The organism is Chryseobacterium sp. GTID13, assembly GCF_056172655.1.
Window position 1 is genome coordinate 1227298 of the sequence record NZ_JAOCMB010000005.1, and the last position, 12961, is coordinate 1240258.

Annotated in this window: 6 protein-coding genes and 2 pseudogenes; 5 read left to right on the forward strand and 3 right to left on the reverse strand. The window is 38.1% G+C overall.

The genetic code is table 11. From position 1 onward, the window contains the following. Window positions 1–91 precede the first annotated feature (91 nt). Window positions 92–1861: a TonB-dependent receptor gene (locus N4G44_RS12020; RefSeq protein ID WP_474927136.1), complete on the reverse strand. Its 1770-nt coding sequence runs from the start codon at window positions 1859–1861 to the stop codon at window positions 92–94. Between the two features lie 83 nt (window positions 1862–1944). Further along, window positions 1945–4892: pseudogene (locus N4G44_RS12025) on the reverse strand (tetratricopeptide repeat protein). Window positions 4893–5145: 253 nt separating this feature from the next. On the opposite strand from N4G44_RS12025, the gene N4G44_RS12030 reads away from it, so the two are divergent. The 4 genes and pseudogenes from N4G44_RS12030 (at window position 5146) to N4G44_RS12045 (ending at window position 10634) form a co-directional block, all read left to right on the forward strand. Further along, window positions 5146–7386: a CocE/NonD family hydrolase gene (locus N4G44_RS12030; protein ID WP_474927139.1), complete on the forward strand. Its 2241-nt coding sequence runs from the start codon at window positions 5146–5148 to the stop codon at window positions 7384–7386. Between the two features lie 111 nt (window positions 7387–7497). Continuing rightward, window positions 7498–9182: pseudogene (locus N4G44_RS12035) on the forward strand (APC family permease). Between the two features lie 184 nt (window positions 9183–9366). Further along, window positions 9367–9723, forward strand: coding sequence for an Mpo1-like protein (locus tag N4G44_RS12040; RefSeq protein ID WP_474927141.1), 357 nt, complete (start codon window positions 9367–9369; stop codon window positions 9721–9723). 563 nt (window positions 9724–10286) lie between these two features. Next, complete coding sequence (locus N4G44_RS12045; RefSeq protein ID WP_474927143.1) at window positions 10287–10634, forward strand: DUF4377 domain-containing protein; 348 nt, start codon at window positions 10287–10289, stop codon at window positions 10632–10634. Window positions 10635–10789: 155 nt separating this feature from the next. Here N4G44_RS12045 and N4G44_RS12050 read toward each other — a convergent pair whose 3' ends face one another. Further along, window positions 10790–12145 carry a deoxyguanosinetriphosphate triphosphohydrolase gene (locus N4G44_RS12050; RefSeq protein WP_474928334.1) on the reverse strand — a complete coding sequence of 452 codons (1356 nt, stop codon included), beginning with the start codon at window positions 12143–12145 and terminating at the stop codon, window positions 10790–10792. Window positions 12146–12215: 70 nt separating this feature from the next. Here N4G44_RS12050 and N4G44_RS12055 point away from each other — a divergent pair, with 70 nt between their 5' ends. Then, a complete protein-coding gene (locus tag N4G44_RS12055) occupies window positions 12216–12950 on the forward strand; it encodes a DNA-formamidopyrimidine glycosylase family protein (protein ID WP_474927148.1) in 735 nt (244 codons plus the stop codon). The last annotated feature ends 11 nt before the right edge of the window (window positions 12951–12961 follow it).

Genomic DNA, 12961 nt, shown 5'->3' on the forward strand with positions numbered 1-12961 from the left:
TTAGATTTTAATAGTTAACAATAAAAGTTTGATAAAAAAAGCCTTACATCGGATAATGTAAGGCTTTTATATTGTTGAAATATCTTCAAGTTTAGAAAGTAATTTTCACCCCTCCTAGGATCTGTGCTCCCAGTACTTTATAACCTTTGTACGTCTGGTAATTCGAGTTCAGAAGATTATTTCCGATGGCGAAAACACTGAAGTTCTTATGGAACTTATATTCTGCAGAAAGGTTTAAGTCTGCATACCCTCCTACTTTATCATTTCTGTTTTCCGTTGACTGGTACATCATGTCCGGATTGGCAACTCCTTCAATGGCAAAAGAATTCGTCGTTCTGTCGCTCGCGAAGATCCCTTTGAATCCTAACAATAGCTTTTTATCCAGCATGGTATATTTCGCCCCGATACTGGCATTAAATAAAGGAACGTTATAAATATCCTTGTAATTTTTAAGATCGTATTTTGTAAACTTTAGCTCTGCGTCCAGTGTCAGGTTTTCAAGAGGAAAATACTGTACGCTACCTTTAATATCACTCACATTTCCATCATCATATACCGCTGAGAATGTATTGGCAAAATTATAGGCAGAACGGTTCAGAGTGTAGGTATTATCAAACAGGTTATTTGCCTGGAAGAACATGATATTGTTGATCTTTCCATAGCCTGCAGAGAAGTCGTATTTGAAGGTCTCATCAATGTCCCCTCTCAAACCTGCGTAAAAATGATATTTAGTCTCTGTAGGGGTTAAAAACTGGTCAGAAACGATGAATGGATTCGCCTGCAAAAGATCTCCATATGTATTAAGCTTTAAACCGCCGTCTACCCCTCCGTAGAATTTGAATTCTTTGGCAGCGGCAAATTGGAACTCAGCCTGTGGGAACCAATAGGTTTTATTATTTTTCACTTCTCCTCCGATTACATCATTGGAATTCTTAGCATTCAGGAAAGAAAATGTAGATCCCAGCATTAAATAGGAATCCCCTTTTCTGAAAGTCACTTTCGGATCTAAGGTAGTATTGAAAAAATTGGACGAATTTTTATCCCTGATGGCAAACTCCGATTTCACAGCTTCAATGCCTACTCCAAGATCTGCATTTAGGTTGATTCCTGATTTTCCGATCTCCACCGCATGCTTCGAAAGGTTCGCCAGGATGGAAACCTGGTTTTCCTGTGCATCAAAATGATCTTTCAGGAAAGAAGATTTTACCCTTACACCATTTAAGATCTCATTGGAGTAAAAATCATAATATCCGTTTACCTTAAACTGATTCACCCTTTGCTTCAGATCTACGTCCGCAGCAGGCTCTAAGGCATAAATTCCGTAATATCTGTTATTATCCAGTCCATACTGTGCATTTAGGTTAAATTTACCTTTCTCACCGTATGAATTCAGGTAGGCCCCGATTGCTGTAGAACTTTGTTTGGAATCCCAAGCATATTCCTTTTTCAGGCCCAAAGTGGAAAGGAAATGGAAATCTGCACCTACTTCCAGCTTGTTTTCAAGTGTTTTGGAAATGTTGGCATCTGCAAGGATTTTTCCGAAGTTTCCCATTCCGAACTGCAGGTAATTATTCTGAGCCGTTCCTTCAAATTTCGGGGTCACATCCTGTCCCTGAATGGTGGAAGTTTTAAAATCCGAAACCGCAGGCACATCCGTAATGGTATATTTTACAGGATTCTGGGATTTCTCTTCCGGCGGATAGTTCTTGATGGTTTCCACGGAGGTTTTCTTTTTCTCGATCTTCTTCACTTCCGGTTCCCGCTTCTTGTTAAGAATCAGTTTCTCCTCCTTGATCTGGGCAAACGCAAACTGCGAAAACCCTAAAAATAATATGGATAAAAATTGAATTTTTCTGTTCATTATTCTTTTGTATTTAAGTATTTAAGCAAAATGTATTATGGATTACTGCATGAATACATTTGTACATGAATACGGTAGTACATTTACTTTTTAATCTGCTTTTTAACCTCTTTTGCTTCTGCTACAATTTCCGGGAAATCTTTATAGTTCTCGATGATCTGGTCGCAGGTATAACTTGCCTGGTAGTTGTCTTTCAGTCCAACATAGTTCTTAGCCATCAGCACCAGCGCTTTTGCTCCCCAGTAATCTTCGGAAGCATAATTATTGGCCAGTTTAAAGATGGTCTCATTCGAGGATTTGAATGCCTTTCCTTTGTTCTGGTAATAAGCTTTTGCATATAACGCTTCTGCTGCAACCGATGTGTTGGATGATTTTTCGAGAGAAGTGTAGGCAGACTGTGCATCTTTATCCTTCCCTGAATTCATTAAACTTCTTGCTTTAATTACTTTCGCTGTTTCTATAACCGCGGCAGAGTTTTTAGAGTTGGCAATAACTGCATTGGCTAATTTCTCAGCTTCGGAGAAGTTCTTCTCATTGGCATATATTTTCATCAGCTCCACATTGGCGTAATTCTTAATGTTGATATCGGAAGAGTTCCTGATATTCTCAAGATATTTTTTAGCTTCTGCCGTGTTGCCTTGTGCTGTAAAGATCTGCGCAAGACGGGTCTGGGCATCATCCTGGTAATCGTTCTGTACAGCTGCCACTTCCTGCAGTACAAGAAGCGCTTTTGTAGAATTATTTGTCTGATAGTAACTTTCTCCAAGCTCATATTTAGCCTGATAAAGGCCTTCTCCTGTAGGATTCTGCGTTAAATATTTTTCGTAATAAGAAATGGCATTCTTATAGTCTTTCTTGGTGAAATACTGCTTCCCTGTTGAAAGGTTGATCTCATCAATTTCAGAGGCATCTACATTCACTCCTATATTTTTAGCAAAGCTCTCATATCCGGAAACGTCACCATTCTTTGTGAAAATAGGTTTGGCCGCCTGAACGATTTTTTCAGCATAAGCTGTATTTTTATACTGCTCGCCTAAAGATTTAAGCTCCGACAGTGCTTTATCAGCCTGATTCTGGTCAATATAATTCTGTGCCCTGTAAATAGAAGCATTGGCCACAAGATCTTTATCCGAAGATGTCTTGATCACTTTGGCAAAAGCATCGTTAGAGTTCGCAAAATCATCCTGAGCTGCATACGCCGTTCCCATTTCATACTGGGCATCGTCATAATATTCGGAATCAGGGTATTTGGATAAAAGATTCTTTAAATTGTTGATTTTCGCCTGTGTATCCCCTTTAAATCCTAAAGCCATTGCTTTCTGGTATAAGGTATAGTCTGTGGCGTCCTCATTTTTATCGTAGATCGCGATTGCTTCGTTCAGATCATTGTTGGCATAATGGATATCTGCCAGACGAAGTTCTGCGTCATTTTTGAATTCCGGTTTAGGATTGCTCAGGTATTGCTTAAAATAAGTCTGCGCCTGATCGAATTTTTAGATTTGAAATAAGCATAGCCCAGATCGTAAGGCAACTGCTGTTTTTCAGGAAAGTTTTCATTAAGCAGTTTTTCATAACGTGCGATGGCAGACGGATAATTCCCTTTCTGGTAATATACCTGACCTAACCAATACAATGCTCTGTTATAAAATTCTTTATTGATATTGAATCCTAAGCTTCTCAGGAAGTAGGTTTCCGCTTCATCATAATTTCCTTTGTTGAATTCCTCTGTTCCCAGTAAATAGGAAACCTCCTGATCCACTTTATTGATTTCAGGGGTAGAATCTTTAAGCCTGTCGATGGCATTAAGGGTTTCTTTATAGTTTCCGGAATATAAATAAGATTTTACAAGAAGCGATCTCATTTCCGGTCCATTTGCATCATTCGGATTGTTGTTGATATAGCTCTGAATTACCGCAGAAGGGCTTTCAAAAGGGTTTCCGATATCATAACTCAGTTTTGCATACTGCTCATGAGCCAGTTTTTTAACTTTGGCATCATAATCCATCTGGTAAGAAGAACGGAACGCCGAAAGGGCTTCCTGCTTTTTATCTACCGCCAGATAGGCATTTCCAAGCTGATAATAAGCATTCTGGGCCAGCGCCGAATTGCTGTTGATAAGCTGGTTATAATAGGAAACCGCTTCATCGTACTTTTTCAGCTGAGCAGCTACGAATCCCATTTCATAAAGGTCATTTTCAGAAGGATTCTGCTGAACGTTCAGGTAATCTTTCAAATGAGGATACGCTGAATTGTAATCATTCTTCATGAAATAACTTTCCCCGATGATCTTATGAACTTCCGCTTTATAGGCATCTGAAATATCTTCATTCAGAAGTGCTGTACCTTCGGTAATGGCCTGATCATAGTTCTTATCATTATAGTACATCTGCACATAATAAGGACGTACCAGCTTTGAGAATTTCGGCTGGTCTTTCACAGAATCAAAGTACTGGAAAGCCTTATCGCTCTGCCTGTTTGAATAGTAAAGGTGACCCAGCATATAGGCAATATCTCCTTTCTGAGATTCATCCGCTGTTTTATAAGCTTCCTCCAAAGCATCTGTAGCACCTTTGGTATCGCCCATCATGAATTTGGCATAGCCCAGCTTCAGAATATACTGTGTATTTTCTTCTTTGGAAAGCTGGTACTGATTTACTTTTTTCAATGTTTCCAAAGCTTTCTCGAAATCTTTTTTAGCCAGATAGTAATCTGCCAAAGGAAGATTAGCCTGGGCAAAATAGGCTGAATTCGGATATTCTTTCATGAAGGCCGTTAACCCTTCTTCCGCATGATTTTTCTGGAGAATTACCCCGATCACATTATCAAAAAACTGCGCCGCTTCTTTTCTCGATTTGGACAGATTCTGGTTATAGAAGTACTGTCTGGCATATTCGAACTGGGAAGCATTGTATATTTTAGTCTGATAAAGATTTTCGGCGAGATTGAACCTGTAATTTTCTTTCTGTGTAAAGTACTGTGACTGTTGCGCTTCGGAGATTCCGAAATAGAGCACTGCAGCTGAGAGAAGGATTTTTTTGAATTCATTCTTTTTCTGAATAAAAAGATTAGTCTATATAAGTTAACGAAAATATTAAAAACTTATTGTTTAAGCAAGTTTTAAAAGGTTTTAATACCTCAAAATACCAATTGAACACATTTCACTATTCAATGATAAAAAATGATTACTTTAGTATCATAAAACTTGAATAGGGATCAATATAGAATCATCAAAAAAATATTTTGATTAAATCCTCATTCTACAGCAGCTAAAAACATACCATTACATGAAAATTAGAATACTTTTAGCATTAATTTTTGCTAATCTGATGCAGGCTCAGAAGTTTTACTTTCCCAAAACAGCAGTCACCGACTCTGCCGTTCTGGAAAAACAGATGCCTCTGCTTGCTTCAAAACTGATAACACAACCGACCTTGCTAACGCTTAAAAAAGCGAATAAAATGGCTTATTCTGATCAGCTTTTCAGGCTGCAGATGGTCGCCAAAGATTACAAAAAATCGATCATCACCCTATCAGACTACCGGAATGAATTTGCCGATCACAATATGGCAGGAAACAGATTCATCGCCTATGAATTTTACAGTCTGGCAAAAGTGGTTGAAGAAAAAGAACATATATCCTTTCAGACGGCGCTTCAGAAAGCATTCAATAAGAAGTATGAAAGCCTTTCCGATCAACTGATCACTAAGGTAACTATGGCCGTTAACGGAGATGTTGGTGCCGCAAGGAAACTTTTAAAAGAAAGCCTGGACCAACAGAAAGATAAAGACAGTATAGATTACGCATCGGCTCTGGCCTTGTGCAGAAATTATATAAGTTATAAGACTTACTCCGGCCTTAAGCCTCAGATTATGCAGCTGGCGGAAGCAAAAGACCAGGAAAAATTTATAACTGAAACAAAAGATTTAAAAACAAAAAACGGAAACACCCTGACAATAACCATTGTGAGGAAAAAGGAAAACACCTCTCCCCTCCCTGTTATTCTTACCAATAATATCTATGCCGGAGAATTCGATGCTTATTTCGGGAAAAGAGCCGCTATTTACAATTATGTTGGCGCTGTTGTGAATACCCGTGGCAAAAGGAACAGCAATGATGAAAACAACCCTTTTGAGCATGAATCCCAGGACATTTATGAAGTTATTGACTGGGTAAGCAAACAACCATGGAGCAACGGCAAAGTGGGAATGATCGGCGGCAGCTACTTAGGTTTCAGCCAGTGGGCAGCGGTAAAGAAACTGCATCCTGCCCTAAAAACAATTGTTCCACAGGTGGCCGTAGGAATCGGGATCGATTACCCTGCCCAAAACAATATATTCATGAGCTATATGCTGCAGTGGATCAACTATGTAACAAACAATAAGCTTACGGATGAAGCAGATTTTAACAATTCCAAAAAATGGGATTCCATTAATACCGAATGGTACAAAAGCGGAAAGTCATTCAGAGCCCTGGATACCATAAGCGGAAAGCCCAGCAAGATATTTCAAAGATGGCTGGATCATCCCGCATATGATGAATACTGGCAGAAAATGGTTCCTTACAAAGAGGATTTTGCCAATATCAATATTCCTATCCTGACAACTACAGGATATTATGATGACGATCAGATCGGGGCACTATCCTATTTTAAAGCCCATCATCAATATAATAAAAATGCCAATCATTATCTGGTGATAGGTCCTTATGATCATGGCGGGGCCCAAAGCTACGGATTCACCTATGTAGGAGGCAGGCCGATAGATCCTGCGGCAAGGATAAGCATTGATGATCTTGCCTTTTCATGGTTCGATTATATCCTGAAAAATGGCAAAAAACCTGAATTATTAAAAGACAGGATCAATTTCCAGGTAATGAATACCAATACATGGAAACACGTTCCTGCTTTGGAAAATATGCATACTTCAACAATTAAGTTTTATCTTCAGGAACGTAAAAATGGGACATCAGTTTTTACTCAGCCAAAAAACAAAAACTTCATCACGCAAAAGGTTGATTTCAAAAACCGGGACCAGAAAGACACTTATCATAAAGTAAGCAAAACAGACAGTGTAAAAGTCACAAACTCCATTTACTTTGAAAGTGAAGTATTGGACAAGGATCTTATTATCAGCGGAAATCCAGGCGGATTTTTCAATGTATCAATTAATAAAAAAGATTTCGATACTGATATGTATCTGTACCAGGTACAACCTGATGGAAAAACATTTTTGTTATCCACTCATATTGTAAGAGCAAGCTATGCAAAAGACAATGCTGTACGCCATCTCCTTGAACCCGGAAAAATCGAGCAAATTCCTGTAAAAAATTCAATATTCACCAGTAAAAAGATAGAAAAAGGAAGCAAACTGGTTTTGCTGGTCGGTGTAAATAAATCCCCTGCCTGGCAGATCAATTACGGAACCGGCAAAGATGTAAGTGACGAAACCATAAAAGATTCCGGGGAACCTCTGGAAATAAAATGGTACAATGACAGTTATGTGGAAATACCTATTTATCAAGAATAAAGGCATTTAACTTATAAACTTCCGCATTTTTAACTAAATATTAAGACGACGGATAACATCAAAATAAAAAATCATTACATTTGCTTTTTTTCAAACTCAAATAAATATTGAATGAATCAACTTTTCAGAAGGAAAAACTATTCAGAAACAGATACATCTACCAGTCTTCTAAGGGTTTTAGGTGTTTGGGATATCGTTTTTTTTGGTATTGCGGCCATTATTGGAGCAGGAAGTTTCAGCAGCTTAGGTGAAGCGGTTTTCAGGGGTGGCCCCGGAGTTATTCTATTATATTTAATTTGTGGTTTTGCCTGCGGTTTTACAGCATTATGCTATGCTGAATTTGCCAGCAGAATTCCTACGGCAGGTTCTGCGTATACTTATGCTTATGCCAGTTTCGGGGAACTGATTGCCTGGGTGATTGGATGGGCGCTGATCATGGAATATTCTTTCGGGAATATTTACGTGGCTTTTTCCTGGTCCGATTACTTTACCAGCTTCTTAGGACGTCTGGGCATGCATATCCCCGACTATCTTACGTGCAGCTATACAGAAGCCAAAAAAGCTTTTCAATTAGGCTCCGAAAATAAGGAACTTTTAAATGCTTGGAAAACAGCACCATTAATTGGCAGTTTAAAATTTATCGTTGACGTTCCTGCATTGGTAATCAACGGTTTAATTACATGGCTTTGTTATGTAGGGGTAAAAGAAAGTAAAAACTTCAATAACTCTTTGGTAATCTTAAAACTGGCGGTTATTGTTTTAGTAATCCTTGTAGGTTTCGCTTATATCAATACGGATAACTGGACACCGGTAAACCCGGAAACCCAGGTAGCTTCATTTATGCCCAACGGTTTTGCAGGAGTGATGAGTGCCGTTTCAGGGGTTTTCTTTGCTTATATAGGCTTTGATGCATTAAGTGTTCTTTCCGAAGAAACCAAAGATCCTCAGAAAACACTTCCGAAAGGAATGATCATTTCCCTGGTGCTTTGTACGGTAATATATATTGCTTTAACCCTTGTTTTAACCGGAATGGTGGATTACAGGAAGTTTGACGGCATCGGAGACCCGCTTTCATTTATATTCGAAAAATCGAATGCCAATGTAGCCTGGATGGAACTTGTCGTTTCTTTTGTTGCTATTGTTGCCATTACTACCGTATTGCTGGTATTTCAGATGGGACAGCCAAGAATCTGGTATGCCATGAGCCGTGACGGATTAATGCCTGAAAAATTCAAAACAGTACATCCTAAGTATAAAACACCTTCGTTTGCTACCATTATTACAGGTATTGCAGTGGGGGTTCCTATCCTTTTCACAGATAAAACGTTCATTCTGGATTTTACAAGTATCGGAACGATCTTCGCTTTCGTACTGGTTTGCGCCGGAGTTTTAATGCTTCCTGCAAAGAGAAGATCAAAGGCAGGTTCCACCTTCCGTATGTTAACGGTAAAATCATTTTCCCGGTTATTTTTATTGGCGGACTGATCGGCTTCTATTTCTGGCAGCCGGAATTTTTCACTAACCTGATGGACTGGAAAGATCCTAAAGAGGGTGAATTCAGAGCTTCTATTTTTGTTTTTATCCTGATTAATCTGGTACTGTGTATCTTTACCTTTATCAAGAATTTCTCTCTGATTCCTTTAATCGGGCTAAGCTCATGTTTATACCTTCTTACAGGGATGAGCCATGAGAACTGGTTCTGGTTCGGACTTTGGTTCGCTTTAGGGCTCATAATTTATTTCTGCTACGGCTATAGAAACAGTAAGCTGAGAAGCAGCTGGGAACCTAAAGGATAAAAAGACTGAAAGACAAAAAGGCTAAATAGTGAAACCGCTAATTAGCAATAATTTATAATAAAAGGCAAATTCGCAGACCAACGAATTTGCCTTTTTGCTTTTAGTCCTTTTCTGCTTTTCTGCTCTCCTTAAAATCGGCAGAATTATTGCATATCTTCCAAAAGAACTATTAACTAATATTGCCATGTCAGAAAGAATTAAAACATACAAAGAATTCTATCAGTTCTATCTTACCGAGCACAGTAAAACAGGAACAAGAATCTTTCACTTCATTGGAACCCTTTTGGTATTTGTGGTCATCTGGTACGTCATCAGTTCAGGAAAAGAGCGTTTTCTATGGTACATTCCCATCTTCGGATATGGTTTTGCATGGTTCAGCCATGCTGTCATCGAAAGAAACAAACCTGCAACTTTTAAGTATCCTTTCTGGTCATTAATCTCAGACTTCAGACTGTTTTTTGAACTGCTGACCGGTAAACAGAAATTCAAGGGAACAGCTCCGAAGCCAAACGAGGCTGAAGATACCGAGAGGTTAATTTAATAGCTGTTTTTTAATTGCAAAAAATTTTGACACTTTAGTTTTTTAAGCTTAATCTTTCCCTGTTTAGAAGTACACTTTAGTTTTCTAAAAATCAGAGATTTTTATGGATGGCTTGGTATTTTAAAGTGAAAGATTTTTATAGCATCCATTTTCGGAGGCCTCCGGCCGTCGAAAATGGATGCTTAGTTTCAAAAAAACATACTTAAACTAAAATCTAAATAAAAATACAAAAACACTGATTGTCAGATATATTAAAAACATTAAATTAAAGTTAAACTTGACAATCAAGCAGCAATAAATTTTTCCTTAAGAATGCTTTATTTGCGAAAACATAGCTCTAATTTCATTAACTTCCGATAACTGATAGATCTCTTATTTCAGATTTTTTAATTTTTATAATTTCCAACTTGGGTTAGATTTTCCATGTTGTATTTTTAGTTTTTGTATACGTGGATTATATTTTCGAAAACGCTTAAATTAAATAATTAAGAACTCAAAAATGACAGAAAAACTGTGTTGAAAACTTCGGCATAGTAATTGGACCTAACCCTTAAAATAAGTTTATGAAAATTATCGCAACCATTTTAAAAAGCGCTGTTCCTGCAGTAGCCCTATTCGCAATGACACAATGTACGACAACGGCTAACACTGCCGGAGCTGATGAAAAAACACTCATCGTAGGACCGGAAACCGCAGACTGTACAGGAGTAGCTCCTATGAAATGCCTGCAGGTAAAAGAAAAGGCTTCAGAAAACTGGACGAACTTCTACACAAATATTGAAGGATTCACTTATGAACCGGGATATGAATATGTTTTAAAAGTAAAAACAGAAAAGATTGCCAATCCGCCCGCTGACGGATCTTCTATAAAATACATATTGGTAAAAGAGGTTTCTAAAACCAAAAAATAAAGACAAAAAAACTCCCGAAAATTCCGGGAGTTTTTATTTTATGCTGAACCATTAAAAGCTTGTTAAGTTTTAATATTATTAAGGTTTTTGGACCTTAATTACCCTTCACTTCTCAAATAATTTCTTAATGGTTAAAAGAACTGAGCTTTCAAAACTTAAACAGTCATTCCGATATCAATTCCTTTTATTTTTCTGTAAAGATCAGTTGCAAAATTATCCGTCATTCCTGAAACAAAATCTATAACGCCAAGCACCTTCTGGTAATCCGTCCCCTCTTCGTAAACGAATTGTCTTGGGAGCAGCTTCAGAGCTTTTTTATCGTAAGATTTCCTTTCATCCTCAGGTTTCAGAATTGATGGAATAAAATGATCGAGAAGCTCATACATTACATTATAACCTGCATTTTCAATTTCTACAACAGCTTTATGGTTGTAAATCTTTTCAATGGAGAACGATTCGATATCTTGTAAAGCACGGTTCTCAGACTTATAAATATCCAAAAGTCCATTGTTCAGATTACCCTGAAGAATAGTTTCAAAATGATGTTTGTAGATTTCAAGGGATTTATTGATCAGCGCATTGATCGCTTTTGCCCGCAGATAAGAGATCTTTTCATTTTCATTGGAAATCGAAGCCAGTTTATTTTTCACCTTTTCCGTATCACTGCTTTCAGATTTTATCAGTTCAAAAAACAGGTTTTCACAGTCTGAAGTAGAGACAATTCCCAATCTGTGAGCATCTTCCATGTCGATAATATTATAGCAAATATCATCTGCAGCTTCTACCAGCCATACAAAAGGATGTCTTTTAAAAATATAAGGTTCTTCATTTTCCAGGATCAAATTCGTTGACTTTGCTATTTCCAGGAAAATATCTTTCTCATTCTGGAAAAACCCGAATTTTTTCCTGTGAATTACTCCTTTTTTCTTAGCGACAGCTTCACAAGGATATTTGGCAATGCTCGCAAGCGTGGAAAATGTAAGCTGAATTCCGCCGTCATCTTTTCCCTGCTGACGCTGTGCCAGAACTCTTATTGCATTGGCATTCCCTTCAAAATTCACAAGATCCGCCCACTCTTTCTCATTAAATTTCAGTTTAAGATCCTTTTCATTCCTTTCAAAGTAACTTGCAATGGCATCTTCTCCCGAATGTCCGAAAGCCGGATTTCCTACATCATGGCACAAACATGCTGCGGCAATTACATTTCCTAAATTATGAAGATAAAAGTTTTTGGAATCTTCCGTAAGGTCATTTTTATAAGCATCAAAGATAAATTCCCCGATAATACTTCCCAAACTTCGCCCTACAGACGAAACTTCCAGCGAATGGGTGAGCCTGTTGTGTACAAAAACACTTCCGGGAAGAGGAAAAACCTGGGTTTTATTCTGCAGCCTTCTGAATGCTGAAGAGAAGATAATTCTGTCGAAATCTCTCTGAAAATCAGTTCTTGAAGCTTTGGTATGCGGATTGTTTCCTGTACGCTGATTCGTGAAAATCTGGTTTAAATTCATCATTTTTCAAAATTACTCCAAATTTTATTTTTACGGAATAGTATTTGAACTTTTGTTGAAAAGTAAAGCCATGCCTGAAGGACCATCCATAATTTTAATGAAAGAAAGCCTGCAGCCGTTTGTCGGAAAACAAGTGACAGAAGCTTCAGGCAATGCCAAATTCGATAAAGAACCCCTGACCGGACAAACCCTTCATGAAATCCGGACGTTTGGAAAGCAGACGTATCTTGTTCTGGACAAACAGGCGATCCGTATTCACCTGCTGATGTTTGGGTCCTACAGTGTTGATGAACAGACGAAGCCCGATAAGAGTCTCCGTTTATCTTTGATTTTTAAGACCGGCAGCTTATATTTTTACACCTGCTCAGTCAAATCCGTAGATCTTGAATTTTTATCCTCGATAGACTGGGAAGCTGACGTCATGAGCGATGCCTGGAATCCGCAGAAAGCAGAAAAGAAACTGAAATCCAAACCGCAGATGATGGTTTGTGATGCTTTAATGGATCAGGATATTTTTTCAGGAGTGGGAAATATTATCAAAAATGAAGTGCTGTTCAGAATAGGCGTCCAGCCTGAAAGCCTGCTTGGAAGTCTTCCTCCCAAAAAACTGAAAGAACTGATTGCAGAAGCCCGGAATTACAGTTTTGATTTCCTGGGATGGAAACGGGAATTTGTTTTAAAGAAGCACTGGCTGGTTCATACCAAAACCATCTGCCCTAAATGCGGGCAAAAACTTGTCAAAAAACAAACCGGCTTAGGAAAAAGACGAAGTTTTTACTGTGAAAAGGACCAAAAGCTTTATTAAATAAGCTGTTA

Coding starts and splice junctions, on each gene's coding strand:
- N4G44_RS12020 (WP_474927136.1), bottom strand. CDS start 1,861: ATGAACAGAAAAATTCAATTTTTATCCATATTATTTTTAGGGTTTTCG.
- N4G44_RS12030 (WP_474927139.1), top strand. CDS start 5,146: ATGAAAATTAGAATACTTTTAGCATTAATTTTTGCTAATCTGATGCAG.
- N4G44_RS12040 (WP_474927141.1), top strand. CDS start 9,367: ATGTCAGAAAGAATTAAAACATACAAAGAATTCTATCAGTTCTATCTT.
- N4G44_RS12045 (WP_474927143.1), top strand. CDS start 10,287: ATGAAAATTATCGCAACCATTTTAAAAAGCGCTGTTCCTGCAGTAGCC.
- N4G44_RS12050 (WP_474928334.1), bottom strand. CDS start 12,145: ATGAATTTAAACCAGATTTTCACGAATCAGCGTACAGGAAACAATCCG.
- N4G44_RS12055 (WP_474927148.1), top strand. CDS start 12,216: ATGCCTGAAGGACCATCCATAATTTTAATGAAAGAAAGCCTGCAGCCG.